This window comes from Dactylosporangium sp. NPDC006015 (assembly GCF_040614215.1).
Lineage (GTDB): Bacteria > Actinomycetota > Actinomycetes > Mycobacteriales > Micromonosporaceae > Dactylosporangium > Dactylosporangium maewongense.
In genome coordinates, this window is sequence record NZ_JBEXUD010000001.1 from 53,922 (window position 1) to 74,951 (window position 21,030).

The window sequence follows — 21,030 nt, forward strand, 5'->3', positions numbered from 1 at the left end:
CACGTCCACGACCAGCGGCACGGCGCCATCCGCCGCCGACGTGTCCACGACCGGTGCGTCCACGACCGACGCGTCCACGGCCAGCACGTCCACGACCGACACGTCCACGACCAGCGGCGCGGCGCCATCCGCCGCCGACGTGTCCACGACCGACGCGTCCACTGCCAGCACGTCCACGACCAGCGGCGCGGCGCCATCCGCCGCCGACGTGTCCACGACCGACGCGTCCACTGCCAGCAAGTCCGCGACCAGCGGCGCGGCGCCGTCCGCCGCTGGTGCGTCCGCGGCCGGTGCGTCCGCGGCCGGCGCGTCCGCGGCTGGTGGTGTGGCGCTTGCCCGGGCGGTGTGTTCCAGCAGGCGGGTCAGGGCGCTCGTGCGGAGACGCGGGTCGTCGATCAGGCGGCCGAGGGTCTCCGCGGATCGCAGGTCGCCGGCGGCGAGGACCGCGTCGACGAGCTCCAGCATGAGCTCGGCCCGCTCGACCGGTCCGTCGATCGTCCTGGCGGCGGCCGCTGCCTCGGCGGCGAGGGCGCCGGGGCCGCCGGGCGCCGGCGCGCCCCACTGCAGCAGGCCGGCCAGCGTGCGGGACCGGGCGGCCGGGTCGGTGATGGACCGGGCCAGCGACAGCGCCTCGGTGAAGAGTCGCTCCGCTCGCAGGCTCCGGCCGGCCGCGCGGACCGCGGCGGACAGCCGGGCCAGCGCCACCGACCGGCCGCTGCGGTCGCGGGCGGCGTGCGCCGCGGCCTCCGCCTCCGTCATGAGCCGCTCGACCTGGTCGGCGTCGCCCGCGCCGCCGAAGGCCCGCAGCAGCTGGCTCATCGCCAGCGCCCGGTGGTCCGGGTCGATGATCGACCGGGCCAGCGACATCGCGAGCGGCAGGTCGCCGTCGTCGAGGACGGCGCCGACCAGACCCAGCATGCTGCGCGTCCACCGGTCCTGGTCGATGGCGCTGCGGGCGAAGCGCGCCGCGCGGCGGTGGTCGCCGATGCTGACCGCCGTCTCGACCAGGTCGGCGAGCGACCGTTCGTGCCGCTTGGCGTCGACGATGCTCCACGCGACCGTCTGGGCGAACCGCTCGTCGACGGTCCCGGCGACCGCGGCCGCCAGCTGGGCGAGGGCCATGTTCTGCGCCACGGGATCGGCCATGCCCTGCGCGAGCGCGTCGCCCCGCGCGGGCTCCCCCAGGACGACCCATAGCGCCGGCAGGCCGGCCGGGATGTTGGCGTTGCGGGCGGTGAGCTCGTCCAGGCGCAGCGCGAGACGGACCATGGCGCGCAGGTCCGGCTCGGGCCGGCCGATGATCAGGTCCTGGGCGGCCCGGACCTCGGCCATGCCCGCACCGTCGCCGCCGGTGACGGCGAGCAGCCGGTCGTGCCGGTCGTGGTCCACGGCGAGCGCGATCAGCCGCCCCGGATCGGGCAGCGACCGCAGCATGCGCGGGTAGCCGTGCAGCAGGTACTGCGGCGTGCCCACCGGCCAGCGCTTCGCCCGGTAGCCGTCCGCCCAGGCGTGGATCCGCTCCCGGTGCCGGCCGATCGCGGCGCCGAGCCCGCCCACCGCCTGCTCGCGCAGCTCGTCGTGGGTGAACAGCAGCACCGGCTCCGGCGCGGACGCGTGCACCGGCCGGACGGCGACCGACCGGCCGAAGACCCCACCGATGAGCCGCTCCAGGCGGAACCGGTCGAGCCCGGTCAGCTCCTCCAGCTCGGCCACCGTCAACCCGTCCGCGCACGCCGTCAGCAGGCCGATGACGTCCACGTGCGTCGAGTCGCCGAGCAGCAGCGCCCGCAGCTCCTGCCGCGCCTGGGCGGCGATGCTGCTGGCGTGCGGAAACGCCGTCAGCCAGCGGACCCGGCAGTGCCGCAGCGGATGGTCGCCGGGCACGTCGTCCGGCAGCGGCGGGTCGGGGCGGCTCGACACCACGATCCGCAGGTTCGGGACGGCGTGCCGCGGCAGCAGCGACGCCACGCTCGCCAGCCCCGACCCGGTCTCCGCGCCCTTGTCCTCGTCGAGGCCGTCGACGACGAGGAGCAGCCGGCGGCCGGCCAGCTCCGCGTGCCGGGCCGCGGTGCGTAACAGCGGAAGCCACCGCGACACCTGCGCCGCGGGCGCCGACGCGTCCAGCCGCAGCTCCAGCAGGCCCGTCAGCTGTTCCACCAGCGCCCCGGCGAACGCGTTGCTGTCCGACTGGGTCGCGAGGCGGGCCGTGACGAAGAACGCCAGGACGTCGACGCCGGGCTGCGGATGGCGCACGAACGTCGCCAGCAGCGCCGACTTGCCGGCCCAGGGCTCCGCCTGGATCCAGAGGTACGGCTCGTCGCCGGCACAGAACGCGGCGAGCTCCGCCAGCTCGGCCTCGCGGTCCCTGAGCCCACCGACGGGCACCAGGTCGTCGACGTGCGCCGCGTAATCCGGCCGCCACCACGGCAGTACAGGACCGGCCACACCCGCCTCGTCCGGCTCGCCGGCACCGTCCTGGTCGCCGGACACGGTCTCGCCGGCACCGTCCGGCTCGCCCGCGCCGGTCACGGCGGCAGCGCCGGTCACGGCTCCGTGGCGGGCGACCTGCGCGGCCGCGTCGGCGTAGATCCTGGCCCTGACCTGGTCGTCGGCGGAGCCGCCGAGCGCCCGGGCCAGCGCCACCGCCAGGTCACCGCTGGGTGTCTTCCGCCCGCGGAAGATCTCGCTGAGATGCCCGATGGACGGCCTGCCGCCGTCGCGGGCCGAGGTCAGCCGGGCAGCGATCTGCCGCAGGGTCGGCCGGCCGGCGTGGACCTTCAACCTGGCCAGCAGGTCGACGAGGGCACGACGACCGGCGCTCACCGGATCGGCCCGCCCGTCCACGCACCCAGATTATCGATCCTCGATACCGGCACCGCGCCGACGCCCCGGTGCGGATGTCGTGTCGCCCGCCTTGGTCACCGCCGGGGAGGCGTTCTGTTCGCGGGATCGCGGCGCAAGGCAGAATCGACCGGGTGCTGAGCGCGACAACGATCATGGACCAGGACGACGAGCGGATCGGTGACTACCGGGCGCTGACCGACGTCGAGCTGCGCACCCGGTGGGAGCCGCCCAACGGGCTGTTCATCGCCGAGGGCGAGCTGGTGCTGCGCCGGGCGCTACGGGCCGGCTACCGGCTGCGGTCCGTGCTGATCGACAGCAAGCGCGTCGGCCAGCTCGACGACCTCCCGCTCGGCGACGTCCCCGTGTACGCCGGCGACCAGGCGACGCTCGAGGCGATCACCGGGTTTCACGTGCACCGGGGGGTGCTGGCGAGCTTCCACCGCAAACCGGACCTTGCCGCGGCCGACATCCTCACGACCGCGCGGCGGGTCGCGGTCCTGGAGGACGTCAACAACCACACGAACGTCGGGGCGATCTTCAGGGGTGCCGCGGCGCTCGGGATGGACGCGGTGCTGCTGTCGCCGTCGTGCGCGGATCCGCTGTACCGGCGGAGCGTGCGGGTCAGCATGGGCGAGGTGTTCGCGATCCCGTACGCCAGGATCGAACCGTGGCCGGACGGGCTCCACGCGGTCCGGGAGGCGGGGCTGACGCTCCTTGCGATGACGCCGGCCGCCGATGCGGTGCCGATCCAGACGCTGAGCGCGGCGCAGCGGGAGCGGACGGCGCTGCTGCTCGGCGCGGAGGGCCCCGGACTGTCGGCCAAGGCCCTCGACGCCAGCGACGTACGCGTCGTAATCCCCATGCGGAACGGGGTCGACTCGCTCAACGTGGCGGCCGCGGCGGCGGTCGCCTTCTGGGAGCTCTGCCGTTAACGCTCGAGCTCGTGGGACGGCTGCTGGAACTCGGCGGTGAGCTCGGCGGCGGTCACCTGCGTGCCGGACACCTGGGCGGCGGCCGCGGCGGCCTCGGCGTTGGCGGCGGCGGCCGCGTCCTCGGCGGAGCGGCGGGCCTCGATGACGTCCTCGGACTCCTCCTCCTCGGCGACGTTGCGCTTGACCAGGTCGGTGCGGGCGGCGTCGGACAGCTGCGCCATGCCGCCCAGCGCGCCGCCGATGCCCTCCAGGGCCTTCGTCAGCTCGACCGGCAGGATCCACAGCTTGTTGGACTGGCCGGCGGCGATCTGCGGCAGCGACTGGAGGTACTGGTACGCCATGACCTTCGAGTCCGGGTTGGCCACGTGGATCGAGTCGACCACCGTCCGGATCGCCTTCGCCTGACCCTCGGCGGTGAGGATGCGGGACTGGCGCTCACCCTCGGCACGCAGGACCGCGGCTTGCTTCTCGCCCTCGGCGGTGAGGATCTGGGACTGCTTGAGACCCTCGGCGTGCAGGATCGCGGCGCGGCGGTCACGCTCGGCGCGCATCTGCTTCTCCATCGAGTCGCGGATGCTCGGCGGCGGCTCGATCGCCTTCAGCTCCACGCGGGTGACCTTGATGCCCCAGCGGCCGGTGGTCTCGTCGAGGACGCCGGACAGGTGGCGGTTGATCTCGTCGCGGCTGGTGAGCGCCTTCTCCAGGTCGAGGGAGCCGATCACGTTGCGCAGGGTCGTCACGGTGAGCTGCTCTATGCCCTGCAGGTAGCTGAAGATCTCGTACGTGGCGCGGACCGAGTCGACGACCTTGAAGTACAGGACGGTGTCGATCGACACGACCAGGTTGTCGGAGGTGATGACGGGCTGCGGCGGGAAGCTGACGACCACCTCGCGCTTGTCGACCTTGTTGCGCACCGAGTCGATGAACGGCACCAGGATGTTGAGGCCGGGCGTCAGCGTGCGGCTGTACTTGCCGAGCCGCTCCACCACGTACTCGACCTGCTGCGGCACGACCTTGACCATCTTGGTGACCGTGACGATCGCCAGGAGGGCGGCGGCGATGACGACGACCGCCAGGAACACACTCGGATCCACGTAACTCAGTCCTTCCACACCATCGCGGTAGCACCCTTGATCTCGATCACCCGGACCCGCTCCCCGATCGCGAACGTCTGCGTCGCGTCGTAGGGCCGGGCCCGCCACAACTCACCGTCGATCTTGATCTGGCCGCTGTCGTGGTCGACCGCCTCGATGACGAGCGCCGTCGAGCCTTCCAGGGCCTCGACGCCCATCTGCATGTCGCGCACGTCGCGGCGCATGTATCGCTTGAGCGTCGGCCGCACCGCCAGGAACGACAGGGCCGACCCGGCCGCGAACACCGCCGCCTGCACCGGCACCCCGGCACCGAGGGCGGCGGCGCCCGCCGCGGCGAACGCGCCGATCGCGAACATCAGCAGAATGAACGTGGTCGTGAAGATCTCCGCCGCGAGGAGCGCGGCGCCGACGACGATCCAGACGATCAGCCACAGGTCCACGCTTCGATCGTGTCACGCCGATGCACGCGGCGCTCGCGTCTGATCACTCGTCTTGCCGAATCCTTGTCGATACGCGGTGCGGCCCGGCCCGGTGCACAGTTGGGGAATCAGTCGCCCGCTTCGTCCCCGCTTCGCCTTTTGGAGGCCTTCCGTGCCGTTGCTGCCCGAGACCGTCTCGTGCGTCGACGACCTCGTCGCCCGCGCCCACGCCGGTGGGCGGGTGCCCGTCCTCGTCGCGGGCGTCGTCCGCGACGGCGCCCTGCAGCACGTCGCGACGGCCGGGCTCGACCAGCCGGTCGCCGGGCTGCAGTTCCGGATCGGGTCGATCACGAAGACGATGACGGCGGCGCTGGTCATGGCCCTGCGCGACGAGGGGAAGCTGGCCCTCGACGACCTGCTCTACCGCCACCTTCCCGGCACGCCCGTCGGCACCGTCACCCTGCGGCAGCTGCTCGGCCACGCGGGCGGCGTGCAGCGCGAGCCGGACGGCGACTGGTGGGAGCGCGCCGCCGGGGTGGACGTCGACACGTTCCTGTCCACGCTCACCGCCGACAAGGTCGCCTACCCGCCGCTGCGCGGATACCACTACTCGAACCTCGCCTACGGGCTGCTCGGCGCGATGGTCGCCCGCCTCGGCGGCGAGGACTGGCAGTCGATGCTCGCGAAGCGGTTCCTCGGCCCGCTCCATCTCGACCGTACGACCTACGCCGAGGCCGAACCGTTCGCCCGCGGCTACGTCGTGCACCCGTGGCTGGACGAACTGCGCGAGGAGCCGCGGCACGACGCGGCCGCGATGGCACCCGCCGGCCAGCTGTGGTCGACGGTGGAGGACCTCGGGCGCTGGGCGGCGTTCCTGGCCGAGCCCGACCCGGCGGTGCTCGCGCCGGCGACCCTCGACGAGATGTGCGCGCCGGTCGTGCTCAGCGACCTCGACGGCTGGACCGCGGGGCACGGCCTCGGCCTGCAGCTGTGGCGGCGCGGGGAGCGGGTGTTCGTCGGCCACACCGGCTCGATGCCCGGCTACCTGGCGGTACTGGCCGTACACCGGCCGTCACGCACCGGAGTGGTCGCGTTCGCCAACGCGTACACCATGCGCTATCGCGACTCGGGCGGCCTCAGCGGCTTCGCTCTGGACCTTCTCGGCGCGGTGCTGGACCGTGAGCCCGTGCGGGTGGCGTCGTGGCGGCCGCGCGAGGAGCCGCCGGCGGAGATCGTGCCGCTGACCGGCCGGTGGTGGTGGATGGGCCGCGAGCATGAGGTCGGCTGGGCAGGCGGCGAGCTGGTCGTCACGCCGCTGACCGCCGGGGGCACGCCGTGGCGTTTCGTGCCGGACGGGCCCGCGCCGGACGTGTGGCGCGGGCTGTCCGGGGACTGCGACGGGGAGCTGCTGCGGGTGGTGCGTGACGGGGACGGCGCGGTGGTCGCGCTCGACGTCGCGACGTTCCTCTTCAGCCGGGATCCGTGGCCTGTGCTCTAGGCGTCCCCGTTTTTCTGGCCTCCGCCTCAGGCGTCCTCGTCGTCGTCCAGGTCTTCGTCGGGTTCGGTCACGAAGTCGATGAGGCGCTCCATGGCGTTGATCAGCGGGGTCTCGACATCCTTGTAGCTGGACACCGACGCGAGGATGCGGCGCCACATGTCGGCCGGCTCGCTCACGCCGAGCTGGTCGCAGACGCCTTCCTTCCAGTTCTGCCCCGGCGGGACGACCGGCCACTCGCGGATGCCGACGGCCTGGGGTTTGACCGCCTGCCACACGTCGATGTACGGATGGCCTGTGACGAGGACGTAAGGCGACCGGATATTTCCGACAATTCGGCTTTCTTTGGAGTTTGGTACGAGATGGTCGACGAGGACGCCGAGCCTGGCGACGGGCCCGGGGTGGAACTCGGCGACGGCCGCGGCCAGCTCGTCGATGCCGTCCAGAGGCTCGACGACGACACCCTCGACACGCAGGTCGTGCCCCCAGATCCGCTCGACGAGCGCGGCGTCGTGGATGCCCTCGACCCAGATCCGGCTCCGCCTCGCCACGCGCGCCGTGAGCCCGGCCACCGCGATCGACCCCGAGCTGGTGATGGTGCTCTTCTGCCGCTGTACCGCCAGCTTCGGCTTGACGAGCGTCACCGGCTCGCCGTCCAGCAGGAACGCGGCCGGCTCCAGCGGGAAGTTGCGCCGCTTGCCGTGCCGGTCCTCCAGCACCACCGCGCCGAACTGGTAGCCGACCACGGCACCGCAGAACCCCGAGTCCACATCCTCCACGACGAGGTCCAGCTCGGCGTCCACCGTCGGGACCGTGCGCCGGCGCCGCCAGTCGTTGTTCGCCAGGACGTCCATGGACGGCAAGCGTATCGGCTGACGCCCCCAGCGCCTGCGAGACATACCGGCACGTCAGCACGTACCCTTGCTCCCATGTCCCCCGCAGCACGCGCGGCGACCCTGCAGGCGCGCCGCTCGGCGCGTTTCGTGGCATGGGTCCGGGCGTGGCGCGCCGGCCTCGTGCCGTGCGACGACGCCGCCGCCGAGATCTCCGGCGACGAGGAGCACATGGTCTCCGACGTCCCCGGCACGTGGACCGACGTATCCCTCGTGGATGCGATCACCGCGCTGTCCAAGCTCCACCCGGACGAGGTCCGCCTGGTGCTCCCCGCACCCGGCGACCCCCGCGGCCTGCCGGGCCCCGGCCCCTTCAGCAGCGCCGCCCTCCTCGCCGGCGAGGGCGTCATCGCGGGCGGCCTCGGCTTCGTGCCGGAGGTCCGCCTGCACACCTCGGGCTCGGGGGACGAGTTCGAGACCGTCCGCTGGCAGGTTTTCGTCTTACCCGCGGCCGTCCCGGCGCCGCTGGACGGCCCCTCGACCGCCGAGGCCGAGGCCGAGCTGTCCGCCGAGCTGGCGACCGCCACCCGCACCCTCGCGAAGCTCGACATCGCCCAGTGGCGCCCCGAGCTCGCCGGCGCGATCGAGGCCCTCCGCAAACCCGACGGCGCCACCGACCTGCCACCCGGCTACGACCCGCGCGCCCGCCGCCTGTACGCCCGCGCGGCCATCCTGGACCGCGTGCTCGCCCTCGCCGAACACGCCGCACCCGGCGGCGCCATCAACGGCTACGAGGTCCAGCAACGCGACGCCGCCCTCCGCCCCCTCACCACCGCCTGCCGCCGCGCCCTGGTAGCCGCCTGCAACGCCCCCCTGATCTGAGGCTGTAATTCCCCCCGCTGCAATTCCCCCCACCGCTGCCGCGGCGGGGCCCGGCGGGGATTCTCACCCGCACCCCAATGCACCGCTGCGCGGCGCACAGCCCGCGCTTGCGCGTGGCTGGGATTGCGCGTGCGCGCCGCATCCGGTGGTCGCCCCCTGCGCCACATCCGACGGCCACCGTTCGGCCCGTCATGATCCGGTAAACCTTGAGCACCCGCCACCCGGCACCACCCGGATGAGCCACCTCAGGAACGCCCAGCACGTCCCGGCTCACCGAGCACACGGCCGACACACCCTCCGCGTCATGATCCGGTAGACCTTGGGTAGCCAGGGCTACACGAAGTCTTCCCGATCACCGAAACCCCGCGCCCAGCCACACCAGCGACGCACCCAGAAACCCCCGCCCACGACCACCGCCCCGCCCGGGACCAGTGACGCGCCCGGAACCAGTGACGCACCCGGGACCAGTGACGCGCCCGGAATCAGCACCCCGCCCAGAACCACCGCGTGGCCCAGAACCAGCGACGCGCCCAGGACCAGCACCCGTCCGGGACCAGCGACGCGCCTACGGCAGGCCACTCACGACCCAAGCAAGCCCAGAACACGCTTAGAACACGCCCCACCCGCGACCACAAGCCCAGAACAACAGGCTCCACCCACGACCAGCAGCGCACCCAAGGCCCAACGCGCCAGAACCAGCGACGCGTCCGGGACACGCCCCGCCCGCGGTGCGCCCGGGTCGCGCCGGCGCCGCGACGGCCGGTTCGTGCCCGTGGGCCTCACCGCCTCGGCGCGGCGCGCCAATGGCGGCTCTCCCGCTCCGTCGCGATCTGGGGACTCTGAGCACTCAGAAGTGCACAGAGTTCTCAGGTTCAGCGAGGACGCCGACGACGAGCCCCGTGATCATGGGTCGCAGGTCCATGATCACGACAGCACGCCAGCCCAGGCCCGATGCGTCGCGCGGCACGTCGCGCGGGGGCGTCGGGTCGGATGGCGGGCCGGGTTCTGGGCACCGCTCGCCTAGACGGTCTATTCCAAGGGTTCAGTGGTCGTAAGCGATCAGGGATCGCATGACGGGTTGGCCGGTGTGCCAGTTGTGCCAGATCGCGGCGGTCATGGCCAGGAGGCGTTGCAGGATGCGGACGGCTGCGCCTGTGGGGGTGCGGCCGCCGTGCCGTTCGAGATCGAGTTGGCTTTTGAGGGTCTGGTTGACGGACTCGATGTTCTGGCGGACGGCGCGCAGCATGGGCCGGCCGGGGCGTGGTGTCTCGTTGCGGTATGCGGGTCGTATGACGTCGATATCCGTTTCGTTGAGCCAGGTCTCGGTGAGGCGGTCGCGGTAGCCCTTGTCGACGATCAGGATCAGTCCGTCCGGGTGATGGAACATGGCCGGCTGCAATGAGACCAGGTCGATCAGTACGTCGCGCTCGTCGGTCTTCGGGTTGGTCAGGGCGAACGCGACGGGTAGCCCGTGGATGGTGGTGACCAGGTGCAGGCGCAGGCCCCAGAACCGGCGGGAGTGCGAGGCGCAGTAGCCGTAGCCGGCCCAGCCGGCCAGGTCGGAGCGTTTGACGGTCTCTCGGGAGGTGCCGCACTGCACGGGGGTCGAGTCGGCGATGCGGACCGGGTGCCGCCACAGGTCGGTGTCCGCGGCGAGGACGGCGATGAGGTGCGCGATCTGGGTGATCAGGGCACGGAGGCGTTTGTTGTAGCCGGGCTGTTTGGGTAGGTACGGGAACAGATGTCCGATGGCCTTGCGGGCGCCGCGCAGCCACCGGATCTCGTCGTGGTGGCCGAGCAGCGCCTGCAGGACCGCGACGGTGATCAGTTCCGCGTCGGTGATCTTCGGGGCGATGCCGACCTTCGGCCGGTACGGGTTGAGCTGCGGTGAGGCCTTCAGTTCGTCGTCGATCTTCACGTAGAGTGCAGTGGCGAGGGTGTCCAGATCGACGTGCACGTGGCCTCCATGGTCTCGTTGCTCAGCAACGTCGATCATGGAGACCCTCGTCTACTTTCACCGCCCCGGTATCCCTTGGAATAGACCGTCTAGGCGTGGCAGCGGTCACGGAGGGGTCCCGGTGGGGTCCCGGTGGCGCGCCGGCCGTTTCACTAGCACCGTACCAAGGCTTACCTAATCGATCTTCAGGGTCGCAACTACGCCGTCGCAGCGCGTAGTTTCCGCAGTGAAGGGGTGGGTCAGACCTCGTCGATCAGGTGGGCCACGGAGGGGATGATGCGGGACGGGCGGTACGGGTAGCGTTCCACGTCCGAGACCGTCGAGATGCCGCTCAGGACCAGGATCGTCTCCAGGCCCGCCTCGAGGCCGCACAGGACGTCGGTGTCCATGCGGTCGCCGATCATGGCGGTGGTCTCGGAGTGGGCGTCGATGCTGTTGAGGGCCGAGCGCATCATCATCGGGTTGGGTTTGCCGATGAAGTACGGCTCGATGCCCGTCGCCTTCGAGATGAGGGCGGCCACCGCACCGCAGGCGGGGAGGGCGCCCTCGTTGGAGGGGCCGGTGGCGTCGGGGTTGGTGCAGATGAAGCGGGCGCCGTCGTTGATGAGGCGGATCGCCTGCGTTATGGCCTCGAAGCTGTACGTGCGGGTCTCCCCCAGCACGACGTAGTCGGGCTCGGTGTCGGTGAGGATGTAGCCGACCTCGTGCATCGCGGTGGTCAGGCCGGCCTCGCCGATGACGTAGGCGGTGCCGCCGGGGCGCTGCGTGTCGAGGAACTGGGCGGTGGCCAGGGCCGAGGTCCAGATCGCCGACTCGGGCACGTCGAAGCCGATGCGCCGCAGGCGGGCCTGGAGGTCGCGGGCGGTGTAGATGGAGTTGTTGGTCAGGATCAGGAACGGCTTGCCGGACGAGCGCAGCCGGTTGACGAACTCCGGTGCGCCGGGCACGGGCTCGCCCTCGTGCACGAGGACCCCGTCCATGTCGGTGAGCCAGGACTCGATGGGCTTGCGTTCTCTCACGCGTACATGCTCCCTCAGAAACGTTTCGTGCCTATACGCGTTTCGGTGACACGCAGCAGTCGGCCGGGCAGAAATCCCAGGTGGGGACGGTTCCGAGCGCGTGACGAACGTTACTGTGAGCAAGCACGCGCTCATCGACGAGCTGTCGGATCATCGTCACGAAGCGGGGGTCGACGCCGGGGGTGGCGGCGCGGGCGAAGGCGATACCGAGTCGCGCGGCGGTGGCCCGCGCCTCGTTGTCGAGGTCCCAGATCACTTCCAGGTGGTCGGAGATGAAGCCGATCGGGCTGACCACGACCTCCCGTACACCTGCCGCCGCCAGCGACTCGAGATGGTCGTTGACGTCGGGCTCCAGCCACGGCACCTGCGGCGGGCCGGAGCGGCTCTGCCAGACCAGGTCCCAGGGCAGCTCGGGGGCGGCCGCGGCGGCGACCAGGGCCGCCGTTTCCAGCAGTTGCGCCTGGTACCGGCCGACGCCGCCGGGCCCGGAGGCGGCGTTCATCGCGGTCGGGATGGAGTGCGCGGTGAAGACGAGTCGCGCGGCGAGCCGGGACGGCAGCTCGGCGAGGGCCGCCCTTACGGCCGCGGCGTGCGACTCGATGTAGAGCGGGTGGTCGTGGAAGTGCCGGATCTTGTCGATCGCCGGGGCGTCCTCGCCCACCGTGGATCGGGCTGCCGCGATGTCGTCCAGGTACTGGCGGCACGAGGAGTTGGAGCCGAACGGGCTGGTGACGAACGCGAGCGCGTGCCGGATGCCGTCGTCGCGCATCTGCGCGACCGCGTCGGGCAGGAACGGGTGCCAGTTGCGGTTGCCCCAGTAGATCGGCAGGTCGAGCTCGGATCGCAGCGCGTCGATCAGCGCGCGGTTCTGCGCGTTGATGGGCGACACGCCGCCGAAGTGCCGGTAGTGCTCCGCGACCGCCGAGAGGCGCGACGCGGGGATGCCGCGCCCCCGGGTCACGTTCTCCAGGAAGGGCAGGACGTCGTCCTGCCCTTCCGGACCGCCGAACGAGACGAGCAGGAACGCGTCATAAGCCACGCCCCATTGTTACAAGAGGGTCAGGACGAGCCGACCGCGTGGTACCCGCCGTCGACGTGCACGATCTCACCGGTCGTGGCGGGGAACCAGTCCGACAGCAGCGCGCAGCAGGCCTTCGCCGCCGCGACCTGGTCGTTGAGGTCCCACCCGAGCGGCGCGGTCTTCGCCCACGAGTCCTCGAACACCGCGAAGCCGGGGATGGATTTTGCCGCCATGGTACGGAGCGGGCCTGCCGCGACCAGGTTTACCCGGATCCCGCGCGGGCCGAGATCCCGGGCCAGGTAACGGTTCGCGGATTCGAGGCCGGCCTTGGCGACGCCCATCCAGTCGTACACGGGCCACGCCTTCGTGGCGTCGAAGTCCAGGCCGACGATCGAGCCGCCGGACTCCATCAGCGGCAGGCAGGCCACCGCGAGCGACTTGTACGAGAACGTCGACACGTGCAGCGCGGTCGCGACGTCCTCCCACGGCGCGTCCAGGAACCCGCCGCCGAGGCAGCTGGCCGGGGCGAAGCCGATCGAGTGCAGCACGCCGTCGAGCCCGTCGACGTGCTCCCGGACCTTGTCGGCGAGGCCGGCGAGGTGCTCGGGGTTGGTCACGTCGAGCTCGATGACCGGCGCCTCCCGCGGCAGCCGCTTCGCGATCCGCTCGACGAGCGACAGCCGGCCGAACCCGGTCAGCACGACGGTCGCGCCCTGCTCCTGGGCGAGCTTTGCTACGGAGAAGGCGATCGACTGGTCGGTGATGATCCCGGTGATCAGCAGCCGCTTGCCTTCGAGCAGTCCGCTCATGGTTCTCCTCTGTGTCCGGAAAGTCAGTGACCCATGCCGAGGCCGCCGTCGACGGGGATGACGGCGCCGGTGATGTACCCGGCGGCGTCGCTCGCGAGCCAGGTCACCGCGCCGGCGACCTCCTCGGGCTTCGCCATCCGGCCGAGCGGGATGGCCTTCTTGTACTCGGCCTGCGTCGCCTCGGGCAGCACGGCGGTCATGTCCGTCTCGATGAACCCGGGCGCCACCACGTTGGCGGTGATGTTGCGGCTGCCGAGCTCGCGGGTGATCGACCGGGCCATGCCGACCAGGCCGGCCTTGCTGGCGGCGTAGTTGACCTGGCCGGGTCCGCCGTACAGGCCGACGACGGAGGAGATGAAGATGATCCGGCCCCACTTCGCCCGCAGCATCTTGCTGGTGGCCCGCTTGGCGCAGCGGAACGAGCCGGTGAGGTTCGTGTCGAGCACGCGGGTGAACTGGTCCTCGCTCATCCGCAGCAGCAGTGTGTCGTCGGTGATGCCGGCGTTGGCGACGAGCACCTCGACGGGGCCGAGCTCGGCCTCCACCGTCGTGAACGCGGCGTCGACGGCGGCGCTGTCGGTGATGTCACACTGCACGCCGAACAGCCCGTCGGGGGCGCCGGAGCCCCGGTGGGTCACCGCGACCTTGTCACCCTGCGCCGCGAACGCCTGCGCGATTGCCAGCCCGATCCCACGGTTACCGCCGGTGACCAGCACGGTCCTCGCCACGTTGCCGCCTTTCTGCTTCTGTGATGCGCTGCGATCAGCTGTACGGAGATTAGGTGTTACTGACGGGTACCCGGCAACTCGCCGGTCGGCTGATGTGAGCCATGAGGCGTGGCGGTACCATGGCGGCGTCTGCTCGTGCTTTTCGCTGACCGCCCGGTGCGGCTGCTGCTCCCTGGAGGTGATCGCTGTGCGAAGTAGCGATCCTTCCAGTCGTGACCGGGTGTAGTCCTTCCCCTGTCACGGCTCCGCGTGTCTGTTCTCCGTTCCTGTTGAGACACACCGTTGGGAGCACGTCATGAGCCGCTTCATCGCGCCCATTGGATTCTTCCTGGCCGCAGTCTGGGTTGCCGCCCTTTTCTACCTCGTCGGCGCGCACTAACACTGTTTCCCGCCTTTGGCCTTCGGCCATGGGCTCGCCGCCCCACCGCTGGCGCGGCGGGTCCCGCCGGGGGATTCTCACCCCGGACCCCCAATGCGCCGCTGCGCGGCGCACTGCCAGCGCTGGCGCGCGGCAGCCTCACCCGCATGCGCGGCGCTTCCCGGTGGCTGGCCGCGGGTGGCACACAAGCCTTCCCGGATATGTCCGCTGGCGCGAACATATCCGAAATTTCGGTTATGTCGGGGAGCGAAGCGAGTCGACATAACCGACGATGACGCGCTGGCCGGATCCGCCGTGATCGGATCGCGGATCCGGTCGTCATGGCAGCCGGATCTGCTACTTGATCATCACGGCCGACGGGCACCGAAGCGGTTACGGGAGGCGGCTGCCCCACAGGAGGCTCAGGCCGCCGGCGAGCAGGGCGAGCAGGAAGCCGCCGCCGAGGTACCACTGGGTGATCTCGCGGGGCTTGGTCTTGAAGCCGATCGAGCTGCCCATGTCGGTGTACACCCGCTTGAGCTCGTCCTTGCTGGCGGCCTCGTAGAAGTAGCCCTTGGTGGTCTCGGCGACCTTCTGCAGCGACGCCCGGTCGACCGGGACCCGCTGCGGGGTGTTGCCGATGCGGACCACGCCCTCGTCGGTGCCGAACGCGATGGTGGAGACGGGCACGTTGGCGGCGGAGGCGGCGGCGGAGGCGTCTTCGAGGGAGCGTCCGGCGGTGCGGAAGCCGTCGGAGAGCAGGACGATACGGGCCGGTGGCGGGCCTGAGGCGCCGTCGGCGGGGACGGTGCGGATGGCGTCGAGGCTGGTGAAGACGGCCTCGCCGGTGGCGGTCGACTCCTGCAGGGTGAGGCCGTCGATCGCCTGGAGCACCGAGCCGCGTTCCTTCGTCGGGGAGACCAGGACGCTCGCGGTCTTCGCGAACGAGACCAGGCCGACGTTGAACGACGCCGGGAGCTGCTTGACGAAGTCGGTGGCGGCGGACTTGGCCGCCTCGATGCGGGTCGGCTGCACGTCGGTCGCCTGCATCGACAGGGAGACGTCGATGGCGAGCATGATGGTGGCCCGTTCGAGGGGTTCCTTGGTGTCGACCGACGGCCGGGCCATGCCGAAGCTGAGCACGAGCAGGCTCAGCAGGAACGCGGCGGCGCTGACGTGCCGGCGCACGCCGATGCCCTTGGGCACCAGGCTGCTGAGCAGGTCGACGTTGGTGAACTTCACGGCGAAGGCACGCCGGTGCAGCTGACGCCAGATGTACACGCCGATGACGGCGAAGACGGGCAGCAGCGACAGCAGCCACCACGGTGACAGCAAACGAATCATCGGGTCGTCCCCCTCGTCCGGGCGTGCCGCTGTGCCGCGACGAACCGGACGATGTCAAGCAGCCAGTCGGAGTCGGTGCGCAGTCTCAGATGCGCGGCGTTGGCGCCGCGCAGTGCCGAGGCTATCTCGGCGCGCTGGGCGGCCGCCGCGTGTGCGTAGCGGTGGCGCAGTTTCGGGTCGGCGGTCTGCACCTCGTGGGTGCGGCCGGTCTCGGGGTCGACGAGCGCGATCACGCCCACGTTGGGCAGCTCCAGCTCGCGCGGGTCGACGATCTCCACGGCGAGGAGGTCGTGGCGGACGCCGACCTTGCGCAGCGGCCGGGACCACTGACTGACCGGTGTCATGAAGTCGGAGATGACGACCGCCATGCCGCGCCGCCGGGGCGGCCGGTTGAGCATGTCGATGAGCGCGCCGAGGTCGGCGCGGCCCGTCTGCGCCCGCGTCATGGCGATCGCCCGGAGCAGGCCCTGCGCGTCCTTGCGGCCGGGGCGGGCCGGCATCCGGTGCATGTCGCCGGCGGTGCCGACGACGGCGCCGATGCGGTTGCCGCCGCGGACCGTCAGGTGGGAGACCGCGGCGGCCGCGGCGATGGCGAGGTCGCGCTTGAGGTACCGCGCGGTGCCGAAGTCGAGGCTCGCGGACAGGTCGACGGCGAGCCAGGTCTCCAGCTCCCGGTCGGCGACGGTCTGCCGGACGTGCGGCAGGGTCGTGCGGGCCGTGACGGGCCAGTCCATGCGCCGCACGTCGTCGCCCGGCCGGTACTCCCGCGACTCGCCGGCCTCGGTGCCTGGGCCGGGCAGCAGGCCCAGGTAGTCACCCTGGAGGAGGCCGTCGAGCTTGCGGGTGACGAGCAGTTGCATGCGGTTGAGCACAACCTCGGCGCGGGCGTCGTCGGTCGGCATGGATCACCGGCCTTTCAACGGCCGGGCCAGGTGGTGATCGTGGTGGGGACGGGTCCGCCGGGTCCGCCGGGTCCGCCGTGGCCTCCAGGGGCGCCCGGGCCGGCCTGCTGGCGCGGCGCGACGGTCGGCGGCGGCACGGCGGCGAGGACCCGCTTGACGATGTCGTCGGCGGGGATGTCGTCGGCGAGCGCGTCGTAGGACAGCACGAGCCGGTGGCGCAGGATGTCGGGCGCGATGTCCTGCACGTCCTGCGGCAGCGCGTAGTCGCGGCCGCGCAGCAGCGCGAGGGCCCGGGACGCGCGGACGATGCCGAGCGAGGCGCGGGGGCTCGCACCGTACTGGATGAACTGCGCGATATCGGCCAGCCCGTGCTCCGCCGGGGAGCGGGTCGCCACGACCAGCCGCACGGCGTAGTCGACGAGCGCGTTGTGCACGAACACGTCGTCGGCCTTGTCCTGCAGCGCCATGAGCTCGGTCGGGGTGAGCACGGCGACGGGCTCCGGGGTCTTCACGCTGACCCGGTAGACGATCTCGCGCTCTTCGCTGTCGGTGGGGTACCCCACCTGGATCTTCATCAGGAAGCGGTCGCGCTGCGCCTCGGGCAGCGGGTAGACGCCTTCCTGCTCGATCGGGTTCTGCGTGGCCATGACGAGGAACGGCCGCGGCACCTCGTACGTCTCGCCGCCGACCGACACCTGCTGCTCGGCCATGACCTCCAGCAGCGCGGACTGCACCTTCGCGGGCGCGCGGTTGATCTCGTCGGCGAGCAGGAAGTTGACGAACACCGGGCCGAGCTCGACGTCGAACTTCTCGCTGGACTGCCGGTAGATGCGCGTGCCGACGATGTCGGCCGGCACGAGGTCGGGCGTGAACTGGATGCGGGAGAACGTGCCGCCCACGACCCGCGCGAGGGTCTCCACGGCCAGGGTCTTCGCGACGCCGGGAACGCCTTCGAGCAGCACGTGACCGCGGGCGAGGAGCGAGACGAACATCCGCTCGATCATCCGGTCCTGGCCGACGATGACCCGTTTGACCTCGAACAGGGCGCGTTCCAGCACGGTCGCGTCCTGCGCGGGCGTCGAGACCTGCCCACCTGGCGGCGAGACGGGGTTGCTCGGCTGGGTCACCGGTCCTCCACTGCTTGCTGGCGTACAGACGACTCCAAGCCTCGCACGCCGCACCAACCGAACGCGATCCGACGTCACTGGGAAGCTTCTGGGAGTCCTACCCGCGACCGATTTTTACGTATTAATCGTAAAAGTGACCAGTGATTGGGCGGGATTTTCGGATCGGACACCTCGGGTGACTGGACATCACCCGTACCCGAGTGGGTACGATTCACCCCGTCGCCGGGCGGCTTCCCCCGTGGCCGCCCGGCGCTCATCCTCTGCTCCACCGCTGGCAGACTGGTCGCGTGGATCCCCTCATCTGCTCCGCCAAAGGCTGTCGCGCCGAGGCGAAGTGGCAGCTGCGCTGGAACAACCCGAAGCTGCACACGCCCGACCGCCGCAAGATCTGGCTCGCGTGTGACACCCACCGCACGACGCTGAGTGACTTCCTGACCGCACGCGGTTTCCTCCGCGACGTCATCCCCGTGGCAGCGGATACGCTCGACACGTGACCGCGCCGCCTCTGGAAGTTACCTGGCGATCAATCTCCCCTCGCTATTTCTGGCTGCGCCTCGCCGTCCTGAGCGCCTGGACCCTGGCCTTCGCGGTGGCGGGCGTGGTCGCGGCGCTGCTCGTCAGCCCCTGGTTCTTCCTGTTGTCGTTCGCGGCGTTGGTACTGGGTGGGCTCCGGGCGGTGTTCGTGCGCCGGTCGGTGCGCGCCTGGGGTTACGCGGAGCGGGCCGAGGACCTGCTCGTCAGGCACGGGCTGCTCGTGCGGCGGCTGTCGATCGTCCCGTACGCGAGGATGCAGTTCGTCGACGTCACCGCCGGCCCCTTGGAGCGCGCCGCCGGCCTGGCCACCGTCACCCTGCACACCGCCGCCGCGGCCAGCGACGCGACCGTCCCGGGCCTCGAGGCCGCGGAGGCGACCCGGCTGCGGGACCGGCTCGCCGCGCTCGGCGAGATCCGCGAAGAGGGCCTGTGAGACAGCGCCTCCACCCGCTGACGCCGCTGCTGAAGGGGGCGAAGCTGGTGGCGTTCGCCGCCGCCGCCGTCTCCTGGCGCGGCCTGTCGGACCTGGGCCTGGTGCACTGGCTGGCCGCGATGGGCGCGATCCTCGTCGCGGCGGTCGTCGTCTCCGCCGTCGTCTGGCTCGTCACCGGCTACGAGATCGTGGGCCGGGAGCTGCGGGTGCACGAGGGGCTGATCTCACGCCGTACCAGGACGATCCCCCTGGAGCGGGTGCAGGCGATCGACGTCGTCCGGCCCCTGCTCGCCCGCGTCTTCGGCCTGGCCGAGCTGCGCCTGGAGGTGATCGGCGCGAGCAAGACCGAGGCGCCCCTGGCCTACCTGACCGTCGCCGGCGCCGCCGGCCTGCGCGCGCGCCTCATCGGACTGTCCACCGGCGTCCCTCACACCCACGTCGCCACCACCGACACCGGCGCCGGCGAGTCGCGCGTCTTCGCCGTCGCCAACCGCCGGCTCCTGCTCGCGCAGCTGCTCACCCCGCAGGCCCTGGCCGTCCCCGCCGGCCTGGCGTTCGTCGCCTGGCAGGCGACCCTCGACCCGACCTGGACCCTGATCGGCGCGGCGAGCACGATCACCGCGTTCCTCGGCGTCTTCCAGGTCCCCGTCCGCCGCGTCCTCGACGAGTGGGATTTCACCATCGGCACCGACGCCGCGGCGCTCCGCCTGCGCCAGGGCCTGCTCAACAAGCGCAGCCAGACCGTCCCGCCGCACCGCGTCCAGGGGCTGAAGGTCACCTGGCCGCTCCTGTGGCGTCGCGCCGGCTGGGCCCGCGCCCGCCTCGACGTCGCCGGCTACGCGGGCCACGGCGAGGCACAGCTGCGCACCGGCACCCTCGTCCCGGTCGCGTCCACCGCCGACACGCTCGCGGTCGTCACCACCGTGCTCACCGCCGCCGTCCACGCCCGCCCCGCCAAGCCCCCGCCCATGCCGCCGCCGGCCGGCGCCGGCCACTGGCCGCCCGTCGACGCGGCCGCGGTCGCCGTCACCGGCCCACCCCGCCGGGCCCGGTGGCTCGCACCCCTGGCGTGGTCCCGGATCGGCATCGGCGTCACCGACACGGTCGTCGTCGTGCGGGAGGGCGTCCTGACCCGCGAGCTCGTGGTGGTCCCGCTGGCCCGGGTGCAGAGCGTCAGGGTGGTCCAGGGCCCGCTGCAACGCGCACTGGACCTCGCGACGGTCCACGTCGACACCGCGGGCGGCCTGCACGCCGTCGGCCGCCACCGGGCCACCGCCGACGCCTACGCCCTCGCCGACCTCCTCGCGGCCACCTCCCGCACCGCCCGCCGCGCCGCCGTCGCCGTCTCCCTCCAGAAGCCGCCCGCCCCACTACCGGACCAGGTCGCCGCACCGCCGCCGGACCCGCACGCCGCAACGCCCGGCCCGATCGCCGCTCCACCGAACCCGGTCGCTGCTCCGCCGCCGGACCCGGTCGCTGCACCGCCGGACCTGATTGCCACGCCGCCTCAAGGCCCGGCCGCCGCACCGCCCGGTCCAGTGGCCGCTGCTCCGCCACCGAACCCGGTCGCTGCACCGCCGGACTCGATTGCCACGCCGCCTCAAGGCCCGGCCGCCGCACCGCCCGGCCCAGTGGGCGCTCCACCGAACCTGGTCACCGCGCCACCGCCGGACTCAGCCGCCGCATTACCCAGTCCGGTGGCCGCTCCACCACACCTGGTCACCGCACCGTCGCCGAACCCGGTCACCGCACCGTCGCAGGACCCGATTGCCGCACCTCCTCAGGGCCCTGCCGCCGCACCGACCGGTCCGGTAGCCGATCCGCCGAACCCTTTCGCCACGCCGCCGGGCACTGTAGCCGCGCCCCATCCGCCGGTGTAACGGCGACGGTCCCGCGGCGGGTGCAGCAGCAGACCACCGCGTCGGCCAGTGGGCAACCAGGCGCGGCAGCACCTCGCCGACCGGTCACGGACGAGCACGTGCGAGCCCGACCACCGAACCGCCGCCGAACCCGATCGCCACGCCGCCGCCGAATCCGATCGCCACACCGCCGCCGAAGCCAACCGCCGCGCCGCCGCCGAAGCCAACCGCCGCGCCGCCGAACCCGGTCGCCGCACGGCCGGACCTTCCCGCCGCGCGGCCGGACCCGGCGACCGCTCCCCCGCTGGCTGCGCAGCCGCGGTCTGCCGCGGGTACGGCAGCCAACTGCCGCGCGGGGCAGTGGCGACGGGCGGGCAGCACCTCGCCGAACGCATCACGGACGAGTCGGCCGGGCGGCCGGCGGGCGAGTGAGGCAGCGC

At 72.0% G+C, this 21,030-nt stretch carries 18 protein-coding genes and 1 pseudogene; 7 read left to right on the top strand and 12 right to left on the bottom strand.

What is annotated here, in order from left to right; all coding sequences use genetic code 11:
• Positions 1–2,844: pseudogene (locus ABZ321_RS00170) on the bottom strand (hypothetical protein); the annotation flags it as partial.
• A gap of 152 nt (positions 2,845–2,996) precedes the next feature.
• On the opposite strand from ABZ321_RS00170, the gene ABZ321_RS00175 reads away from it, so the two are divergent.
• Positions 2,997–3,776: an RNA methyltransferase gene (locus tag ABZ321_RS00175; protein WP_344503241.1), complete on the top strand. Its 780-nt coding sequence runs from the start codon at positions 2,997–2,999 to the stop codon at positions 3,774–3,776.
• Here ABZ321_RS00175 and ABZ321_RS00180 read toward each other — a convergent pair.
• Positions 3,773–4,798 (bottom strand): SPFH domain-containing protein, encoded by a 1,026-nt coding sequence (locus ABZ321_RS00180; RefSeq protein WP_344503242.1) that lies wholly within the window; start codon positions 4,796–4,798, stop codon positions 3,773–3,775. The genes ABZ321_RS00175 and ABZ321_RS00180 overlap by 4 nt on opposite strands.
• Before the next feature lie 77 nt (positions 4,799–4,875).
• Complete coding sequence (locus ABZ321_RS00185; protein ID WP_344503243.1) at positions 4,876–5,304, bottom strand: NfeD family protein; 429 nt, start codon at positions 5,302–5,304, stop codon at positions 4,876–4,878.
• Between the two features lie 157 nt (positions 5,305–5,461).
• Between ABZ321_RS00185 and ABZ321_RS00190 the strand changes: the two genes are divergently transcribed.
• Positions 5,462–6,787: a serine hydrolase domain-containing protein gene (locus ABZ321_RS00190; protein ID WP_354888043.1), complete on the top strand. Its 1,326-nt coding sequence runs from the start codon at positions 5,462–5,464 to the stop codon at positions 6,785–6,787.
• 26 nt (positions 6,788–6,813) lie between these two features.
• Here ABZ321_RS00190 and ABZ321_RS00195 read toward each other — a convergent pair whose 3' ends face one another.
• Positions 6,814–7,638 (bottom strand): DUF3097 domain-containing protein, encoded by an 825-nt coding sequence (locus tag ABZ321_RS00195; RefSeq protein ID WP_354888046.1) that lies wholly within the window; start codon positions 7,636–7,638, stop codon positions 6,814–6,816.
• A 75-nt stretch (positions 7,639–7,713) separates the two neighbouring features.
• On the opposite strand from ABZ321_RS00195, the gene ABZ321_RS00200 reads away from it, so the two are divergent.
• Complete coding sequence (locus tag ABZ321_RS00200) at positions 7,714–8,499, top strand: hypothetical protein (protein ID WP_344502932.1); 786 nt, start codon at positions 7,714–7,716, stop codon at positions 8,497–8,499.
• Positions 8,500–9,541: 1,042 nt separating this feature from the next.
• Here the strand turns inward: ABZ321_RS00200 and ABZ321_RS00205 are convergent.
• The 8 genes from ABZ321_RS00205 to ABZ321_RS00240 form a co-directional block, all read right to left on the bottom strand.
• Entirely contained in the window at positions 9,542–10,456 is a 915-nt protein-coding gene (locus ABZ321_RS00205) for an IS982 family transposase (protein ID WP_354888049.1), read from the bottom strand.
• Between the two features lie 239 nt (positions 10,457–10,695).
• The gene (locus ABZ321_RS00210) at positions 10,696–11,475 is read right to left on the bottom strand and encodes an HAD-IIA family hydrolase (RefSeq protein ID WP_344502933.1); all 780 of its coding nucleotides are present in this window, start codon (positions 11,473–11,475) and stop codon (positions 10,696–10,698) included.
• Positions 11,476–11,506: 31 nt separating this feature from the next.
• Positions 11,507–12,514, bottom strand: coding sequence for a ferrochelatase (locus tag ABZ321_RS00215; protein ID WP_344502934.1), 1,008 nt, complete (start codon positions 12,512–12,514; stop codon positions 11,507–11,509).
• A 20-nt stretch (positions 12,515–12,534) separates the two neighbouring features.
• Positions 12,535–13,305 (bottom strand): enoyl-ACP reductase FabI, encoded by a 771-nt coding sequence (gene fabI, locus ABZ321_RS00220; protein WP_344502935.1) that lies wholly within the window; start codon positions 13,303–13,305, stop codon positions 12,535–12,537.
• Positions 13,306–13,328: 23 nt separating this feature from the next.
• Positions 13,329–14,033, bottom strand: a complete 705-nt coding sequence (gene fabG / locus ABZ321_RS00225) for a 3-oxoacyl-[acyl-carrier-protein] reductase (RefSeq protein ID WP_344502936.1) — start codon at positions 14,031–14,033, stop codon at positions 13,329–13,331.
• A gap of 751 nt (positions 14,034–14,784) precedes the next feature.
• The gene (locus ABZ321_RS00230; RefSeq protein ID WP_344502938.1) at positions 14,785–15,735 is read right to left on the bottom strand and encodes a VWA domain-containing protein; all 951 of its coding nucleotides are present in this window, start codon (positions 15,733–15,735) and stop codon (positions 14,785–14,787) included.
• Entirely contained in the window at positions 15,732–16,637 is a 906-nt protein-coding gene (locus ABZ321_RS00235) for a DUF58 domain-containing protein (protein ID WP_344502939.1), read from the bottom strand. Before ABZ321_RS00235 ends, ABZ321_RS00230 begins: the two co-directional genes overlap by 4 nt.
• Before the next feature lie 14 nt (positions 16,638–16,651).
• Positions 16,652–17,764 carry a MoxR family ATPase gene (locus tag ABZ321_RS00240; RefSeq protein ID WP_354888055.1) on the bottom strand — a complete coding sequence of 371 codons (1,113 nt, stop codon included), beginning with the start codon at positions 17,762–17,764 and terminating at the stop codon, positions 16,652–16,654.
• 287 nt (positions 17,765–18,051) lie between these two features.
• Between ABZ321_RS00240 and ABZ321_RS00245 the strand changes: the two genes are divergently transcribed.
• Genes ABZ321_RS00245 through ABZ321_RS00260 form a run of 4 tightly spaced genes read left to right on the top strand, consistent with a single transcriptional unit; the run spans position 18,052 to position 21,022 of the window.
• A complete protein-coding gene (locus tag ABZ321_RS00245) occupies positions 18,052–18,258 on the top strand; it encodes an acetone carboxylase (protein WP_354888058.1) in 207 nt (68 codons plus the stop codon).
• On the top strand, positions 18,255–18,731 hold the full coding sequence (locus ABZ321_RS00250; RefSeq protein WP_344502942.1) for a PH domain-containing protein: 477 nt from the start codon (positions 18,255–18,257) through the stop codon (positions 18,729–18,731). Before ABZ321_RS00245 ends, ABZ321_RS00250 begins: the two co-directional genes overlap by 4 nt.
• The gene (locus ABZ321_RS00255) at positions 18,728–20,611 is read left to right on the top strand and encodes a PH domain-containing protein (RefSeq protein ID WP_354888062.1); all 1,884 of its coding nucleotides are present in this window, start codon (positions 18,728–18,730) and stop codon (positions 20,609–20,611) included. Before ABZ321_RS00250 ends, ABZ321_RS00255 begins: the two co-directional genes overlap by 4 nt.
• A 48-nt stretch (positions 20,612–20,659) precedes the next feature.
• Complete coding sequence (locus tag ABZ321_RS00260) at positions 20,660–21,022, top strand: hypothetical protein (RefSeq protein ID WP_354888065.1); 363 nt, start codon at positions 20,660–20,662, stop codon at positions 21,020–21,022.
• Positions 21,023–21,030 lie beyond the last annotated feature (8 nt).